This is a genomic window from Larkinella sp., assembly GCF_965227735.1.
GTDB lineage: Bacteria > Bacteroidota > Bacteroidia > Cytophagales > Spirosomataceae > Larkinella.
Map to the genome: position 1 here is coordinate 5,247,839 of NZ_OZ245776.1, position 17,636 is coordinate 5,265,474.

The window sequence follows — 17,636 nt, forward strand, 5'->3', positions numbered from 1 at the left end:
TGGCTTAAACCGTATGGCCAAAAACCGCCATTTTTTCCGCGCCGATGTCATGCCCCAACGTCCGGATGATGTGGGAGATCAGCCGGTTTTGCCCGCAACAGTCTCCGGTAAAATCCGCACGGTATTTTTTAGCGATGTAGCGGTCGTGCGGGCAGCCGCCGTTGCAGATTCCGTAGTTTTGACAGGCCGACAGTCGTTGGAGATTGTCCCGTTCCTGTCGACGCAACTCCCGCATTTGGGGTGATTTAAACAGTGCATCAAAATCCGATTCCAGGATGTTGCCAAGGTTATACATCGGATCGCCGACGTATTTATCGCAGTGATAGACATCGCCTTCGGGTTCGATGTGGTAATAACCGCCGAGGCAATTCCCGGCCAAGGTGCAGACCTGCGGATTACCCCGCATCACCGAACGCACAATGCCGTCGATTTCGCGCACCCGGATGTCGGGATTGTCGAGGGCGTACCAGTGGTCGAAAATCCGGATCATGAATTCTTCGTAGTCTTCGAGCGACAGGTAATCGGTGGTCGCGCGTTCGCCGGAGTTCTGGCCGATGAGGTTGTCGGGAACGGCGGGCAGAAACGAGAAGTTGTCGACCTTCAGATCCCGGGTGATGAAATCAAAAATTTCGGGAGCCGGTAACCGCTTGGTGTTGTCGTTGAGCACCAGCAGAACGCCGTGGCCAATTCCGTATTCTTTGAGCAGGTCGATGCTTTTGATCACCTGTTGAAAACTCCCTTTTCCGGAAGCAAAAGACCGGTTGCGGTTGTGAATCTCTTCGGGGCCATCCACGCTGACGCCCACCTGAAAGTGGTTTTTTCTGAAAAATTCACACCATTCCTCCGTGAGCAGCGTGCCGTTGATCTGGACGCTGTTGAGGACGTATTGCCCTTCCTGAATAAAAGCCTGCTGCAAGCTGAGCGCCCGGCGAAAGAAATCGATGCCCAGCAGCAGCGGTTCGCCCCCGTGCCAGATAAAATTGATGACCTTATAACGTTTGGCGCGAAAGGCCTTCGCGACGATATTGGCCAGAATCTCGAAGGAAATAACCGTTCCGCGCGAGCGCCAGTCGTGGCAGTAGGAGCAGCGCAGGTTGCACTTGCGGGTCGATTTGATGATCAGGCTGAGGGAATTGTCCATGGTAGAGGTTGTTGTAATACAGTTCAGAAGGCGAGTGAGAAACCGAAGAATCCCTTTGGGGCGGGACTCTTCGGCGGGGTTGGCAAGCGGTTTCAGGACATGCCTTTGAGCCGGTCTACGAGTTTGATCTCTTCTTCCGAAAAGCCGATGGCATCGGCGAAATCCTTGAACGAATTCAGCGGGCTGGTTTCAAACCGGGGAATGTCGACGATGATCCGGAACCAGAAACGAACCCAGATTCGGAACCAGATGCGGAGATTGAGGTTCTGTACCAGCGCATCCTGGAGGGCCAGACCCGCTTCGTCGGTTTTGATCTGGTTCCGTAATTCCAGGGGCACCATCTCGCCTTTCCGAATCGGAATCTCGGCGTCGGGGGCCGATATTTCGAGCCCTTTCCGTTCTTCATACATCGCTTTCGCTACTTCCTGAATCAGCCTTTTCCCGATTTCCTGCTGGCTTCTCGGGTCTTTGGCCAATTTTTCCAATGCGTCGATTTGCTCTTTCAGCGGTCTCTTCTCCATGGTGTTTAGATTTAGTTTTACATCGATATAACTAGCTGACCAATAGTATTTTATTGGCCGATGTAAAGTTTGTTAATCCCGGAGAATTTCGCTTTTACGGATGTTCCTAACCTTTCAACGCATGTTCCAAAAACTTCAACGGATGTTCCGAAAGTGGTTTGAGTTCATGGGTTTCCTGATACCGCCGGGGGCAAACGCCGAATACTTCCGTAAACCGTTTGGTGAAGTAGCTCAGGCTGTTGAAGCCAACGGCGAAGGCAATCTCGGAAATGGTCAGATCCGTTTGGTCGAGCAGCAGATCGCGGGCTTTCGTCAGCCGGACGTAGCGGATAAAGGCGGTGGCCGACATGCCGGTCTTGGCGGTGAGTCGGCGGTAGAGGTTGGTGCGGCTCATCGCGGCCGATTCGAGCAGATCCGTCACGCTTAAGTCGGGATTGTCGATGTTTTGCTCGATCTGACCCCACAGCTTCAGCACGGTATGGTCTCGGACGGCAACAGATTGAAAGGGATTCATGGCTTTCTGGATGAACGGTGTGAATGTGGATAGTCGGGCGCTGGCAAACCCGGCTTCTCCTTGATGTTCTAACCAGTCTACTTTGGGAGGTGCAATGATGAAGTAAATAAATACAATAATTTCCTGGAAAGTGATCCAGTTTGAGTATTCGGTTTGGCAAAAACCGGCAAGTGTGCCGGTTTTCGACACCATTGACATTCCTTATTTTGAGTTACCGGTAACCCATTCGATCGTCGGAAAATTGCCTTTCTGAGGTGGGTAGTCTATACTTGCAAAGAAAGATTCGAACACGGACAGGGTACGGGTATGAACGCAGGCATTGGTAAATATCTGATCGGAATTGGGGTGGTGATCGTCCTGATCGGGCTGATCGTCTATTTCTTTGGCGACAAACTAAACTGGCTCGGCCGGTTGCCGGGCGACATTCGCATCGAAGGCAAAAACGGCGGTTTTTATTTCCCGATTGTCACCTGCATCGTCGTCAGCGTTCTGCTGAACCTCATTTTTGTTTTGATCCGGAAGTTTTTCGGGTAGCGTTGGTATCGTCCGGGCTAGCCGATCGGCTCGACGGGCGGGTGTCCGGATCGTCGGGAATACGGGTTACTTTATTGATGTAGAATACCTCCCGCGGAGGAGCGAGGGAACGTTCGGTCGAAATTTTCTGAAATCCGCAGGCCAGAAAATGGCCATCATACCAGGCTTCCAGTTGTTCGTTTTCGGAATAAACCACTTTTTCGTTTTCCCGCAGTTTCTTCAGCGAATACTTCTCCTGCTCCCGCACCACCTTGCCGCCCTGAATCACCTCGGCGTGGATTTCGCCGTCGTGCGGATAGGCCAGAATGGTTGTGTTGCCTTGGCGGGAAACCTGCACCATCTGATTCAAATCATAGCTGCTCAGATCGGGAATGGGCAGGGAGTTGTCCCACAGCAGTTTGCCTTTTTTGTCAAAACCGCACAGAAACGCGTGCGTATACCGGTAGCCCTCCTGGTAGCGATCAAAGGAACGCCCGGCACCCAGATACGGATAGGAACTGCCCCGGTATTGGGGGTAGTAAACTTCCGCAATCAGCATCAGCCCTTCGTCGGTCGGTACCAGATCGTGCACCAGCAGCCGATACCGGAACTTGGTGTCTTTGCCCTGGTCTTTCCGGCGCGCCAGCCGCTCGATCATCTTTTGCTGGCGCTTGGGTTTCATGTAGTTGAAGAAATTCTGAAGCTCCGAAAAGTCGATGTACCGGGTGTCTTCGGTCGGAGTAATCACCGTGCTTTCGCCCACCGGCGACGCGGCATTGCGGATTCGCGTGATGTAAACCCCCTGCGAATAGGGTGTGCAGTCGTTGGAATAATTGCCGACGAGCAGCGATTCGTCGTCGTTGAGGGGAAGCAGTTTGCCCGAAATCAGGCTGTGTTTGTTGCCGTCCAGATTTACCGTCCGGATCAGTTTTCCTTCGTATGAATACGTCCGAACCGTAAACTCGCAGTTTCGCTGGTGCGTCGCATCGGTCATGACGTGAACCAGCCGCCGTTGTTCATCGACTTCGATGTTGTTGAGCTGAATGTGGTTGGTATACAAACCGGGTAACACTTTGGAAGTCAGGTCGAAAAATGAGAACGACACCACCACCGGCCGGGAGCGGTAGTAGCCACCGAGGTAAGCGATGTTATCCAGGACCTTGAAATGAAAAATATCCATGGGCGTCACCAGATCGCCCCGGTAGGTTTCCATCGCTCCGTCGGTGAGGTTCACCCGCAGGATGGCAATTTTCTCGTTGGCGGTTTCTTTCAGCAGCCAGTAGAGGTAATGTTCCGTGCGGGCCGACCGAACCGGTTCGTAGAAGGCATCAATCTTATAATCCGTCGACCAGAGCAGTTTGAGGTCGGTATCGTAGCGTTTGAAAGAGAACTTGGTGGGGGCTGATGAGTAGTAATCGCCATGCCGGACGTTCACCAGAACGCCCTGATCCCCGAGCGTCGTCACGTCGAAAAACTCCTCTGAATTCTGACTAATGGGCAATTCCAGGCGGATGGAAGGCTCAAATTGGGCCATCGCGGGAATACATGCCACCAGCATCCAGCACCACAGCCCTCTCGTGAGACGATTGATCATCAGCATTTTGATTAAGTACTGATTAAAGGTACGTATTCCGCCCCTTTTGTCAAATCAAACAGCGGGTTTTTGCGTGAATGGAAATTCTTAATTCTGTACTATTAAATAGGCAGAAAGTGACTTGTGGCACGCCCGTCCGTCAAATCTGGGACACTTCTCTTCAACTCCTCAGTTATGGTTTTAATACGAATGCCTATAAAGTTAGGGGCGTATTTAGGTTTTAGCCTCTTTATGGTTGCTGGAGCTTTAGCTCAAACCAACGTTTACCTGAAGCCAACCGTTGGTTTGCAAACTCTATTTTCAGATTTCACTCAACGTCCAAGTTATGGGCACCTTCGGAAATCTTTTGGGAATTACGATTTTTGGAGTTTGTTAGTCCAATGTGATATTAACTCTAAGTTGAGAATTTCAACCGGAGTTAGTGAGAGTGATATTGGTTGGGGGTATAAAATTAAAGCCCCCACAGCACGAGCAGCACAGAGAACAGCAGCTCCAATCATTCAATTTCCACTAAAAGCCGATTTTTTGTTAAAAGAAAATGTCAGATTAGGACGACTTGATAAGGCAAATTATCGGTACGCCATGATTTTCGATTTGTATGGAACCACTGGTTTAACCTATGATTGGTTTAGGTTTGATAATTATGAAGGGGAAATTCTCGGGCTAAGTGTTACAGACCCAAAACTGGATAAAATCGAAATCGACGAAAAACTCCCCAACGTCCTCCACCGGCGCGGGGCCTCGATTCAGGCCGGGATCGGTTTTCAGTTCAAAAGCCACGACAAAGACCGGCTCGATATTCAGTTCGTTTATTCGCAAGGTCTGAGAAAATTGGTAACCGCCGATGTGGATTATACCATCAACCAAACCGCCTACTTCCTGCAAATGGCAGCTAGAGGCTCCGCGTTTCGGATCACCGCTTCGTATCCCATTCGGCTCAGCAAGCGGAAGAACCGGGAGGGATGAGCGGTTTTTAATGCAGTTCCTGCACGTCAACACGGATGGAAACTAATTTTTGGCGTAGTTTTGTGCTTTGAATCTTACCTGGTCGAATGGACATTCAAGCACAACTCAAACTAGCCATTGCCGAAGCGATCAATTCGCTGTTCAATGTGCCCGTTGAAACCGTTATTCTGCAACCTACCAAAAAAGAATTTGAAGGGCTCTATACCTTCGTGACCTTCCCATTGACCAAAACGACCCGAAAACCGCCGGTGGAAATCGGTCAGGCCATCGGAACGTACCTGAAAGAAAACACGACGATCATCAGCCAATTCAATGTCGTTCAGGGCTTTCTGAATCTCACCATCGCCGATTCGGTCTGGGTTGAGGAGTTGAGCGCGATGCTGGCGAATCCGGACTGGGGGCAGTTGCCATCCCGAAACGAGTCGGTGATGGTGGAGTTTTCGTCGCCCAATACCAATAAACCGCTGCACCTCGGCCACCTGCGCAACAACTTTCTGGGCGATTCGGTCAGCCGGATTCTGAAAGCCAACGGCTACGAGGTCGTGAAAGCCTGTCTGGTGAACGACCGGGGCATTCACATCTGCAAGTCGATGCTGGCCTATCAGGAGTTTGGCAATGGCGAGACCCCCGAATCGACGGGCATGAAAGGCGATCACCTGATCGGGAAATACTACGTCTGGTTCGACAAAGCCCACAAGCAGCAAATCGAGGAACTGATCGAGGAGGGAATGCCGCGGGAAGAAGCCGAGAAAAAGACGCCCCTGCTGCTGAAAGTGCAGGAAATGCTGCGGAAGTGGGAGCAGGGCGACCCCGAAACCGTGGCACTCTGGAAGCAGATGAACGAATGGGTGTATGCCGGTTTTGCCGAAACCTACCACGAAATTGGCGTGAGTTTCGATAAAACCTACTACGAATCGGAGACCTATCTGCTCGGAAAAGACGTCATTGAAGACGGTTTGGAGAAAAATGTTTTCTACCGTAAACCGGATGGTTCGGTCTGGATCGACCTTGCCGACGAAGGACTCGACCAGAAGCTGGTGCTGCGGTCGGATGGCACCTCGGTGTACATCACGCAGGATTTGGGAACCACCGACCTGAAATTTCAGGACTACCCGGTTCAGCGCGGCATCTGGGTGGTGGGCAACGAGCAGGACTACCATTTTGCGGTATTATTTGCGATTCTGCGCCGGTTGGGCCGCCCGTATGCCGACGGCTTGTTCCACCTTTCCTACGGCATGGTCGACTTGCCAAGCGGTAAAATGAAGTCGCGCGAAGGCACGGTGGTCGATGCCGATGACCTGATCGAAGAGATGGTTGAAACCGCCCGGAACCGTACCCGGGAACTGGGTAAAATCGATGATTTTGAGAGTGAAGAAGCCAACAACCTGTATCATATGCTGGCGATGGGGGCGTTAAAATATTATTTATTGAAGGTCGATCCGAAAAAAAGAATGACCTTTAATCCGGAGGAGTCGATTGACTTTCAGGGACATACCGGGCCGTTTATTCAGTACACCCACGCCCGGATTTGCTCGGTTTTGCGGAAAGCAGCCCAGTTGGGAGTCGATTCTGCGGGGGCCTTGCAAACGGTCGAACTCGCTGATAGTGAGCAACAACTGGTCTATTTGTTGACGCAGTTTTACCAGCGGATTACCGAAGCCGGAACCGATTACGCTCCCTCGTATCTGGGACAGTATGCCTTCGAACTGGCTAAGGCCTACAACCAGTTTTACGGGGAGTTGTCGATTCTGTCGGAGCCGGATGCCGACAAACTCAAATTTCGGGTGGCCTTATCGAAAGCCGTTGTCGAAACTATCTGTAAAACAATGGAGTTATTAGGAATTGAAGTGCCTACAAAAATGTAAACCTTTCCCAACTCAAATGAAAAAGCTGCTTCTTCTAGTATCTGTTGGTGTTCTGGCTGTAACCTTGTCCAGCTTTATGTCTGTAAAAACTGTTTTAAATTTCCTGCTGAGCGACAAGAGCGCAGTCGCTGTACGTCCGGCGAACGCAGTTGCTCCAACCAAATCATTGTACGATTTTACCGTCAACTCGATTGAAGGCAAAACTGTCCCCCTGAAACAATACCGGGGCAAAAAGGTGGTGATTCTGAACACGGCCTCCAAGTGCGGTTTTACGCCACAGTTTGAAAAATGGGAAGCGTTCTACAAAGAACACGGTGACAAAGTGGTCGTTTTAGGGTTCCCGTCCAACAACTTCAAGAGCCAGGATCCCGGTACCAATTCTGAAATTGCCGAGTTCTGCAAAAAGAATTATGGCGTATCGTTCCCCATGTTCGAGAAAACCGAAGTGCTGGGCGAAAATCAGGCCCCGCTCTACAAGTGGCTGTCGGACAAGTCTTTGAACGGCTGGAATGACAAGGTGCCAACCTGGAACTTCTGCAAATACGTCATCAACGAAAAAGGCGAACTGACGCACTTCTTCGCATCCAAAGTATTACCAACCGATCCGGAATTCAAGTCGGCTGTTGGCATTTGAGTTAAAATTTAATGATAAATGTAAAGTGTAGAATGATGAATGTAAAAGTGATGGAGTTTATACCAGCCATCACTTTTACATTCATCATTCTACACTTTACATTTATCATTTATTGTTAAAACTATGAAATCCTGGCTTGCGGCTGCCCGGCCGCGTACTTTACCGCTGGCGTTGGCCAGCATCATTCTGGGAAGTTTTCTGGCGGCTTCGGCCGGCCGGTTTAGCTGGACCATCTGCGTTCTGGCGTCGCTCACCACCATTTTTCTGCAAATCCTCTCCAATTTTGCCAACGATTACGGCGATGCGGTTTCGGGCAAGGATACCGCCGAGCGTGTAGGACCCCGCCGGGCGGTGGCAACCGGCCTGATTACCAAAGAATCCATGCTGCGCGCGATGATCGTCACGTCCATTCTGGCGTTGATTTCCGGTATCTGGCTGCTGGTCGAGTCGCTGAAAAATGCGCCGACGGAAGTTTTCTGGATTTTTGTAGGACTGGGTTTGCTCTGCATCGGAGCCGCTATCGCGTATACCAATGGCAAACGCCCCTACGGCTACAGCGGTTTTGGCGACATTGCCGTCCTGCTTTTCTTCGGTTGGGTGGGCGTTCTGGGAACCTACTTTCTGCACACTTTGTCCTTCGAACCCATTCTTCTGTTACCTGCCACCAGTGTTGGCTTACTGGCTACCGGCGTTCTGAATATCAACAACATCCGGGATATTGAAACCGACGCCAAAACCGGCAAATACTCCATTCCGGTGCGGCTGGGGCGGGAGCGGGCCGTTCGCTACCACTGGCTGCTGCTGCTGGGCGGTATGCTTTGTGCCGTAATATACACGTTCTTCATCGGGCACAATGTATTTAGCTGGCTGTATTTGCTGGCTTTTCCGCTGTTTGTGCTGAATGGTCGGGCGGTGGCAAATCACCAAAAACCAGGGGAGTTGAACCCGCGCCTGGGGCAACTTGCCTTGTCGACCTTGCTGTTTGTCGTGTTGTGGGGTGTCGCGTTGGTAGGGTAATCACCGTAACCGATCTTGAAAAATGAAAACCATCGGAATCATCGGCGGCATGTCGTGGGAAAGCTCGGCGGTTTATTATCGCCTGATCAATCAGGAGATTGGGAAACGATTGGGCGGTCATTATTCGGCGAAACTCGTGCTGTCGAGTGCCAATTTTGAAGAGTTCAGCCAGTGGCAGAAAGCCGACGACTGGAAGGCCATCGAAATCGCCGTCGACGACATGGCGCAGGGACTCGTCCGGGCCGGAGCCGACTTTGTGGTCATTGCCTGCAACACCCAGCACGAAGTCGCCGAGGGCGTGACCGAGCGTTTGCCGGTTCCGCTGTTGCACATTACCGATGTAACCGCCGAAGCCATTCAGAAAGCCGGTTTTCAAACCGTCGGTTTATTAGGAACCCGCTTCACAATGGAACGCCAATTTTTTCGCGGGCGATTAAAAGAGCGTTTCGGCATCGACGTGATTTTGCCCGACGACGAGGATCAGAAATATGTCCACGACAAGATTTACCACGAATTTAGTAAAGGTATTTTTAGCGAAAGTACCCGTGTTCGCTTTGTCGAAATCATCGAAAAACTCGCCGGGCAGGGCGCGGAAGGGGTTATTTTAGGCTGTACTGAAATCCCGATTTTGGTTCAGGCAGAACATACCAACGTGCCGCTTTTCGATACCACGACGCTTCACGCCCTGGCAGCGGTCGAATTTAGTCTTATTTAAAACAATACGATTTCTTTGATGTTTCTACACATAGATGGTGGATCATGTGTAGAGAGGAATGTGCCGAAGGATTCACCATCTTTTTTACAAAAAATACCCACGAACCTGAATCCGTGGGTATTCTTCGTTACGCGACTGCCACTTTCACGCGCAGCAAAAACTCATCCATTTCAATCTCCGTCGCATTGCCGTTCAGGTCATTAACCAACTCCAGCGACAGCGCCTGCACTTCCTGACAAATGTAGTCTTTATGGGTTTCGATGGCACTGGTCAGCACCTCGGTTGTGCTGTTCTCCAACTCAATCCGAATCTTATCCGTCACATCAAAATTCTGGTCTTTCCGCAGATTCTGGATGCGGTTGATAAAGTCACGGGCGATGCCTTCCTGGCGCAATTCGGGCGTAACCGTCACGTCCAGCGCAACCGTTAAACCGCCTTGTGTCGCCACAATCCAGCCCGGAACATCTTCCGTCCGGATCTCGACATCCGCCATCGTAATCTCACCAATCGCCAGTTGCATGCTGCCGGCGGCTTCCAGTTTGCGGATGTCGTCTTCGGTCATCGTGTTGATGGTCGTTGCCACGTCCTTCATCATCGGTCCGAATTTCGGCCCCAGCGTTTTGAAGTTAGGCTTGATTTTCTTCTTCAGAATACCCGACGCATCGTCGATAAACTCAACGGCTTTCACATTTACTTCCGACTGAATGATCGGCGATACGTGCTCGATCTGCCGCCGGGTTGTTTCGTTCAAAACCGGGATCAACACCTTCGTCAGCGGCTGGCGCACCTTGATTTTATGCCCTTTCCGCAGCGAGTGAACCAATGAGCAGATGTCCTGCCCGAGTTGCATGGATGTTTCCAGATCGCTGTCGATCAACGCCTGTTCCGCTTTCGGGAAATTGGTGAGGTGAACCGATAAATCCGTTTCTTTCGTCAGGTTGCGGTAGAGCCAGTCGGCAAAGAAGGGCGCAATCGGCGACATCAGTTTGGAAACCGTTGTCAGACATTCGTGCAGCGTTTCGTAAGCCGCGCGGGTGTCGGCCCCTAAAGTCGCCCGCGACCCCGGCCCTAAAGGGGACTTGGACACGGGATCTGCAGGACTTAAAAAGTCCCCTTTAGGGCCGGGGTCGCGGGCGACTTTAGGGGCATTCCAGAAACGCCGGCGCGACAGCCGTACGTACCAGTTTGAAAGCTGGTCGTTCACAAAATCCTGCACCGCCCGGCCCGCTTTGGTCGGGTTATAATTCTCGAATTGCTGCTCTACTTCCAGTACCAGCGACTGCAATTTCGACAAGATCCAGCGGTCCAGCTCCGGGCGTTGGTCAACCGGAATGGTCCGAACGCCATCGAAATCGAACTGGTCGAGGTTGGCATACAGGGCAAAGAACGAATACGTATTGTAGAGCGTCCCGAAAAACCGGCGCTGCACTTCGGCAATGCCGTCTATGTTGAATTTCAGATTATCCCAGGGCTCGGCGTTGGTAATCATATACCAGCGGGTGGCATCGGCACCGTAGGTCGCCAACGTCGTGAACGGATCGACGGCGTTGCCCAGCCGCTTCGACATTTTGTTGCCATTTTTGTCCAGCACCAGACCGGTCGACACCACGTTTTTGAACGCTACCGACGAATCGGCTTTTTCATCCAGCGTGCCGAGCATGCCGGAAATGGCGTGGAGCGTAAAGAACCAGCCGCGCGTTTGATCGACGCCCTCGGAGATAAAATCGGCAGGATACGCCTTCTCAAAAACGTCCTTATTCTCGAACGGATAATGCCACTGGGCGTAGGGCATCGCACCCGAATCGAACCAGACATCGATCAGATCCGACTCGCGTTGCAGCACATTGCCGGATTCGGAAACCAGGTACAATTCATCGACAAAAGGCCGGTGAAGGTCGTAATCACCGGATTCGATTTTTTGCAAATAGACTTCGTTTTTGCTCTTTTGTTCGTCCGACAATAAGCCCGATGCAACGGCTTTTTCAACACCCGCTTTCAGTTCGGCGACCGAACCGATGCAGATTTCGTCGCCAAGCTCATTACGCCAGATCGGTAATGGCGTTCCCCAGAACCGGCTGCGGCTGAGGTTCCAGTCTACCAGGTTTTCGAGCCAGTTGCCAAACCGCCCGGTTCCGGTGCTTTCGGGGTTCCAGTTGATGGTTTTGTTCAGCGCGACCAGCCTGTCTTTTACCGCTGTCGTTTTGATAAACCAGCTATCGAGCGGGTAATACAGAATGGGTTTGTCGGTCCGCCAGCAGTGCGGATAGGGGTGTTCGTATTTTTCGACGTGAAATGCCTTTCCTTCCGTCTTTAACTTGATGGCAATCAGCACGTCCGTCGGTTTGAACTCCGGTGCTTCCTGCTCCTCGTCGGAATAATATTGTTCCTTTACATACCGACCGGCAAACTCTCCGATTTCCGGCACAAATTGCCCGTGCTTATCGACAATCGGCACCTCTTTGCCGTTTTCATCCTTCACCATGATGGGCGGAATGCCGTTTTGCTGGGCAACCCGGAAGTCATCGGCCCCGAACGTCGGAGAGGTATGCACCACCCCCGTACCGTCTTCGGTCGTCACGAAATCGCCCAGAATAACGCGGAAAGCGGGCTTTTCGGGCTGAACATACGGCATGAGTTGCTCGTATTCGATCCCGGCCAGTTCCGAGCCTTTGAATTCTTTCAAAATGGTCCACGGGACCAGCTTTTTGTCCGAAGCTGCGTAGCCGTCAAAATCGCCGTCGCGCGGGTCCGACCGTTCGGCTTTCTCGTTGAACCAGCGACCAACCAGCGCTTTAGCCAGCACCACATTCACCGGTTCGTAGGTGTATGGATTGAAGGTTTTGATCAAAACGTAATCGATGTCTTTTCCAACGGTCAGCGCGGAGTTGCCCGGCAGGGTCCAGGGCGTGGTGGTCCAGGCCAGGATGTAGGCATTTAAACCGTGCAGATCGCCAAAGGCCTGTGCGGTTTTCGCACTTTCTTTCACCTTGAACATCGCCACAATCGTGGTGTCTTTCACGTCTTTGTACGTGCCGGGCATGTTCAGCTCGTGCGACGACAAACCCGTTCCGGCCTTCGGCGAATACGGCTGAATGGTGTAGCCTTTATATAATAATCCCTTGTCATACAGTCGTTTGAGTAACTGCCAGACGGATTCGATGTATTCACTCTGGTAGGTGACATACGGATTGTCGAGATCGACCCAGTAGCCCATTTTTTCGGTCAGGTCGTTCCACAAGTCCGTGAATTTCATCACGGCTTCCCGGCACTTCTGGTTGTAGTCCTCAATGCTGATGCCGCCTTCGGATTCGGGCTTGCCGATATGGTCTTTCGTAATGCCCAGTTCTTTTTCGACCTGCAACTCGATGGGCAAACCGTGGGTATCCCAACCCCCTTTGCGTTTGACCTGAAAGCCCTGCAAGGTTTTATACCGGCAAAAAATATCTTTAATCGCCCGGGCCATCACGTGGTGAATGCCCGGTTTTCCGTTTGCCGAGGGCGGCCCTTCGTAAAACGTGAACGTAGGCTGGCCTTCGCGCGTGTCGATGGATTGTTCAAAAACGCGATTGGCTTTCCAGAATGCTAATATATCATCGCCAACCTGCGCGTAATTCAGGTTCTTATATTCTTTGTAACTCACGATCGTACTGGGATTTGGAATTGACCGCAAAGATACGGAAAATTGGGCGGAACGCATGGCCGTGCAGGGAAACGCTAAATTTGGCATTAACTTTGTGCGAATTAGGCTGGAAACGAGACACAAAGATTACATCGCATGCGAAGTAGGTTAACGGCAAACGTGTCTAACCCAATCTGGAGAACCTTCGAATATGTTTCACTATGGGGTATGGCATGAATGAACTGGAACGATCAGCAGGAAATGGAGCCTTTCGACAGCATCGCAAGCCGGTTGATCAACGGGCGCTCTACGATCGGTTTGGTGCACTGGCCTATGGGATTATCTTGCAGATTCTTCCGCAATCGGCCCTGGCCCAGAAGGCGCTGATGGAAGTTTTTTCCGCCGACAACTTACCTGCTTTCGCCAATTCGCCGGTTAATCCGGCAATAGCGGTGATTCGGATTGCACGCGCTAAAGCGCTTGAGTTGAAAGACAAATCGAAAGAACGGGAGGCCGCCCGCCCGGAACCATTTTCGGTAAACAACAGTTATTCACCGGAGTATATTTTTGACTTGTCTTTTCGTCAGGGCTACTCCTTTGAAACGATTTCCGAGCAGTCTGGCCTTTCCAGACCGGAATTAGTAAAAGCCATTCGGGATTTTATTCACGTGTTTCGTCGATCGTAATTACGCAGGAAATTGGAAATTCGTCAATACATAGATAGTGGGGTTTTAGAGGCCTATCTGCTGGGGTTAGCGTCCGAAGAGGAGCAACACGAAGTTCAGCAGATGAAGGTTCTTTATCCGGAAGTATCTTCGGCTTTGAACGAGCTTGAGGTGGTGATTGAAACGTATTGTGTTGAAAATTCGGTTCCCCCGCCACCCGGCACCTGGGAACTCATCCAGGCGCGCATCCCCGGCCAGGAAATCAGGAAACGGGAGCCCGAAACGGATAATAAAAAAGACGCGGAACCCAAAACCGCTAAATCCGATTACGTGGAAGTGGAGGTGAGCGATTCGTTCATCCGCGTCCATAAACTCTGGCGAGTCGCTTTCCTGGCTGTGTTTATCTTATCCAAGATCTTTCTGATCGCCGGGCTGTATTATTACTTCAAAGCCGATAGCCAGCAGCAGGAAATCGAGCGACTCAAAAGCACCATTCAGCAACAGCAAGTCATTCGCTGATTCTGGTTTTTAACAACCTTTCGGAGCCAAAGACTACGGTTTTGGCCACTGTCCTTCCTTGATATCGGTCAACGTCAGTTTAGCCGGGTCCAGCACTACGTAGCGTATTTTCTTGCGATGGTGCGTGTAGGTGATGTGAACAAGACCGTCGCGGGATTGAATCACGGCCGGATACGAAAATTCCCCACCGGGTTCGTTTTCGAGCACCACCGCAGCCTGCCAGCGTTTGCCATCGGGCGACAAGGCCACATTGAGCGGTGAGCGGCCTTTGGGCGTGTGGTTATACACCAGCAGTTGTCGGCCATCCTGGAGCGTTACGGCATCCGTTCCGGAATTCGGGTTGGGTAATTCAGTCGCTTTCAACTCCGTCCATGTCGTCCCGCCATCTTCCGACCAGGCTTCCAGAACCCGGCCGTTTTTGCTGCGGCACAGCAATTGCAACCGCCCATTCGGGTGAAACAGCACGCTGGGCTGAATGGCGCTGAATTGCTTGCCATCGTTGAGCGCCGGGGTTTTCTGCCAGGTTTTTCCGCCGTCCGGGCTGCTTTCCATGTGTAACCGCCAGCCGTTGTCTTCGCTGCTCGACGGACTCAGCAAGTTGCCGGAAGCCAGCAAAACCGGCTTATTTTTGATCGGTCCGACAATCCCGTCGGGCATTCGGGTGGGTTTCGACCAGGTTTTGCCACCATCGGCCGAACTCATCTGCATACCCCACCAGGTCGACGGACTCGGCCCCACTTTATAAAACAGCAGCAAAGGTCCGTTGGGCATTTGGAACAGAACCGGATTCCAGGTGGGTTGCCGTTTCCCCTGGGCTTGAACGCCATTCGCCAGTTCGACGGGGGCCGTCCAGCCCGCAGCGGTTTTCCGGCTAAACCAGATGCCCACATCAGGGTCGCGCTCATCGGTTCCGCCAAACCAGGCGGCTACGATGCCATCCGGGGTTTCGGCCAGCGTGGACGCGTGGCAGGAAGGAAACGGGGCGGTTTCGTAAATAAATTCAGATTTGACAATACCGGCGGTTTGGGCCGCTAAAAAATCGGGGAGAAGACTGAGAAGGAAAAGGATAAATCGGGTTTTCATTGGGAAAGCAAACGGTTTTTTCAGGGTAGGAATTTGAACCCAAAGGTATTGGTTTCGATTGGAAATCAATCGCAAATTTTAGCAGGATTTGGACCAGCCCACGGTTTCAACCGTGGGGTAACAGCGATTCAATTGCGGCCGGAAAAACCGTTTTAACGGTTTAGAATCTACCAAAACCGTTAAAACGGTTGCCATGAATTTGATCGGTTTTTTGAAATCCCACGGTTAAAACCGGGGGCTGGTATTTTTTGCCGCAGACAGTCTATTTTACGACTCATTGTACCATAAACAAACCGCCGGACCGCAAAGGAATTCCTCCCTTACGGCCCGGCGGTTTTTAATCAGCAACGCTCAAATACCCTTGTTCAGCACCCGGACTTTGACGTGCGAGGGATTTTTGTTCGAGAAATAAACCCGTTGGGTGGTTTTTTGGAAATCAGCCTCTGTGGCGTCGTAGATGTTCATGAACTTGCCCGGATTGCGGTCCACCAGCGGGAACCACGAACTCTGCACCTGCACCATCATTTTGTGGCCTTTTTTGAACGTGTGAGCCGCATCCTGCATGTCGAATTTCACTTCGGCCACTTCGCCCGGTTTCAGCGGTTCCGGTTTGGAGAAGCTGTTGCGGAATTTCGCCCGCATCACTTCACCCCGCACCATCAACTGAAAACCGGCCATTTTCGTCGTCGGAATCGGGCTGCTGGCCGTCGTCGTGTCGGGATAGACATCGATCAGTTTCACCACAAAATCCGCATCCGTTCCCGTTGATGTCACAAACAGATTCGCCATCACGTTTCCGGCAATCGTCAGGTCTTCCGTCAACGCTTCCGACTCATATACCATCACATCGGGGCGGGCAGCCGCAAACCGCTGGTCTTCATACATGAAATCAGCCCCCCGGATGATCTGGACGTTGTTCGTGTAGGGAACCGGTTTTTTCGGATCATTCACGTATTCGTCAAAAACCGCTTCGGTTTCCTTTGGGGGTTCGAACGACAGCTTGCCGTTGGCATGTAAATAAATGCTGCGTTCTTCCGACTCTTTGGGGGGCCACTGGCTATACTGTTTCCACTCGTTGGAGCCCGTCAGGAAGATCGACGCATCGGGCAGTTGCGGGTTAGGGCCGTCTTTCAGGTAGTGATTGAAAAACGGCAACTCGATTTTTTCCCGGTAATACAGCGACGTTTTGGCGCCAAAACGAATATTTCCCAGCGACTCGCCGGTGCTGCGCGCCCAGCCGCCATGAATCCACGGCCCCATCACCAACTTGTTAGTCGTCTTCGGATTCTTGCTTTCGATGCCCGCGTAGGTCTTGAGCGGACCGTACAAATCTTCCTGGTCGAACCAGCCGCCCACGGTCATAATGGCCGGTTTGATGTTTTTCAGGTGCGGAACAACCGCCCGGCTTTGCCAGTACTCATCGTAGGTATCGTGTACCATCATCTCCTGCCAGAGCGCATTTTCGCCTTTGAAATACTTTTCGTTGACCTTCGACAGCGGCCCGACATTCATATAAAATTTATACGAATCCGGGGTGTAGTAGCCGTTGAAACGCGGCCCCCCTTTGGTAGTCGGAACCGGGCGGGGCTGGCCATACGACGAGAGAAAGGCAAATGTACCCATCAGGAAAAACGCACCGTTGTGGTGCCGGTCGTCGCCCATATACCAGTCCGTCACCGGGGCCTGGGGCGAAACCGCCTTGAGAGCCGGGTGGGCGTCGATGGCGGTCATGGTGGTGTAAAAACCGGGTGCCGAAATGCCCCAGGTGCCCACCTTCCCGTTGTTGTTCGGAATGTTTTTGACCAGCCAGTCGATGGCGTCGTAGGTGTCCGAACTTTCGTCCACATCGGTTTTTTTCTTCTTGTCGGGAATGTGCGGCCGAACCGCTACAAAGTTACCTTCCGACATCCAGCGTCCCCGAACATCCTGATACACAAAAATGTAGCCATCTTTGGCGAACGCCATTGAAGGTCCCAGCGACGTTTTATACGCATCTGCTCCGTAGGGGGCCACGCTGTAGGGTGTCCGGTCGAACATGATCGGGTATTTCTGCGAGGTGTTTTTCGGCGTATAAATCGATGTGAACAGTTTCACCCCGTCGCGCATCGGCACCACCACTTCCGTCTTGACGTAATTTTCCCGGATATACAGCGAATCCGCCTTGTTGGCCCCCGGCATCTGCGCCAGCAGTGGATTACTTAGAGCAACGACCACCGCCAGCAGCAGAAGCAGGCGAACCGACGGTATTTTCAGACTGATTTTCATACAAT

15 protein-coding genes are annotated in these 17,636 nt (G+C 51.9%); 8 read left to right on the top strand and 7 right to left on the bottom strand.

Going from position 1 to position 17,636, the window contains the following annotated elements; all coding sequences use genetic code 11:
- Positions 1–4: 4 nt before the first annotated feature.
- The 3 genes from ACO064_RS20500 to ACO064_RS20510 all read right to left on the bottom strand — a co-directional run bounded on the left by ACO064_RS20500 (position 5) and on the right by ACO064_RS20510 (position 2,176).
- Complete coding sequence (locus tag ACO064_RS20500; RefSeq protein ID WP_421829090.1) at positions 5–1,141, bottom strand: radical SAM protein; 1,137 nt, start codon at positions 1,139–1,141, stop codon at positions 5–7.
- A 92-nt stretch (positions 1,142–1,233) separates the two neighbouring features.
- Positions 1,234–1,662 carry a hypothetical protein gene (locus tag ACO064_RS20505; protein WP_421829091.1) on the bottom strand — a complete coding sequence of 143 codons (429 nt, stop codon included), beginning with the start codon at positions 1,660–1,662 and terminating at the stop codon, positions 1,234–1,236.
- A 106-nt stretch (positions 1,663–1,768) separates the two neighbouring features.
- Positions 1,769–2,176 carry a helix-turn-helix transcriptional regulator gene (locus ACO064_RS20510; protein WP_421829092.1) on the bottom strand — a complete coding sequence of 136 codons (408 nt, stop codon included), beginning with the start codon at positions 2,174–2,176 and terminating at the stop codon, positions 1,769–1,771.
- 306 nt (positions 2,177–2,482) lie between these two features.
- Here ACO064_RS20510 and ACO064_RS20515 point away from each other — a divergent pair, with 306 nt between their 5' ends.
- Entirely contained in the window at positions 2,483–2,710 is a 228-nt protein-coding gene (locus ACO064_RS20515; RefSeq protein ID WP_421829093.1) for a DUF2905 domain-containing protein, read from the top strand.
- Here ACO064_RS20515 and ACO064_RS20520 read toward each other — a convergent pair.
- Positions 2,676–4,283 (bottom strand): hypothetical protein, encoded by a 1,608-nt coding sequence (locus tag ACO064_RS20520; protein WP_421829094.1) that lies wholly within the window; start codon positions 4,281–4,283, stop codon positions 2,676–2,678. The genes ACO064_RS20515 and ACO064_RS20520 overlap by 35 nt on opposite strands.
- Positions 4,284–4,457: 174 nt before the next feature.
- Here ACO064_RS20520 and ACO064_RS20525 point away from each other — a divergent pair, with 174 nt between their 5' ends.
- From ACO064_RS20525 to ACO064_RS20545, 5 genes are all read left to right on the top strand, one after another.
- Positions 4,458–5,249 carry a hypothetical protein gene (locus tag ACO064_RS20525; protein ID WP_421829095.1) on the top strand — a complete coding sequence of 264 codons (792 nt, stop codon included), beginning with the start codon at positions 4,458–4,460 and terminating at the stop codon, positions 5,247–5,249.
- Positions 5,250–5,335: 86 nt separating this feature from the next.
- The gene (argS, locus tag ACO064_RS20530; protein ID WP_421829096.1) at positions 5,336–7,114 is read left to right on the top strand and encodes an arginine--tRNA ligase; all 1,779 of its coding nucleotides are present in this window, start codon (positions 5,336–5,338) and stop codon (positions 7,112–7,114) included.
- 76 nt (positions 7,115–7,190) lie between these two features.
- Complete coding sequence (locus ACO064_RS20535; RefSeq protein WP_421829097.1) at positions 7,191–7,748, top strand: glutathione peroxidase; 558 nt, start codon at positions 7,191–7,193, stop codon at positions 7,746–7,748.
- Between the two features lie 123 nt (positions 7,749–7,871).
- Positions 7,872–8,765 (top strand): 1,4-dihydroxy-2-naphthoate polyprenyltransferase, encoded by an 894-nt coding sequence (locus tag ACO064_RS20540; RefSeq protein ID WP_421829098.1) that lies wholly within the window; start codon positions 7,872–7,874, stop codon positions 8,763–8,765.
- Between the two features lie 22 nt (positions 8,766–8,787).
- Positions 8,788–9,480, top strand: coding sequence for an aspartate/glutamate racemase family protein (locus tag ACO064_RS20545; protein ID WP_421829099.1), 693 nt, complete (start codon positions 8,788–8,790; stop codon positions 9,478–9,480).
- A 127-nt stretch (positions 9,481–9,607) separates the two neighbouring features.
- Here the strand turns inward: ACO064_RS20545 and ileS are convergent, their stop codons facing one another.
- Complete coding sequence (ileS, locus tag ACO064_RS20550) at positions 9,608–13,177, bottom strand: isoleucine--tRNA ligase (RefSeq protein WP_421829100.1); 3,570 nt, start codon at positions 13,175–13,177, stop codon at positions 9,608–9,610.
- 155 nt (positions 13,178–13,332) lie between these two features.
- On the opposite strand from ileS, the gene ACO064_RS20555 reads away from it, so the two are divergent.
- Positions 13,333–13,785: a hypothetical protein gene (locus ACO064_RS20555; RefSeq protein ID WP_421829101.1), complete on the top strand. Its 453-nt coding sequence runs from the start codon at positions 13,333–13,335 to the stop codon at positions 13,783–13,785.
- A gap of 12 nt (positions 13,786–13,797) precedes the next feature.
- The gene (locus tag ACO064_RS20560; RefSeq protein WP_421829102.1) at positions 13,798–14,283 is read left to right on the top strand and encodes a hypothetical protein; all 486 of its coding nucleotides are present in this window, start codon (positions 13,798–13,800) and stop codon (positions 14,281–14,283) included.
- A 33-nt stretch (positions 14,284–14,316) separates the two neighbouring features.
- Here the strand turns inward: ACO064_RS20560 and ACO064_RS20565 are convergent, their stop codons facing one another.
- A complete protein-coding gene (locus ACO064_RS20565) occupies positions 14,317–15,366 on the bottom strand; it encodes a sialidase family protein (protein ID WP_421829103.1) in 1,050 nt (349 codons plus the stop codon).
- Positions 15,367–15,717: 351 nt separating this feature from the next.
- Positions 15,718–17,631: a CocE/NonD family hydrolase gene (locus ACO064_RS20570; protein WP_421829104.1), complete on the bottom strand. Its 1,914-nt coding sequence runs from the start codon at positions 17,629–17,631 to the stop codon at positions 15,718–15,720.
- Positions 17,632–17,636 lie beyond the last annotated feature (5 nt).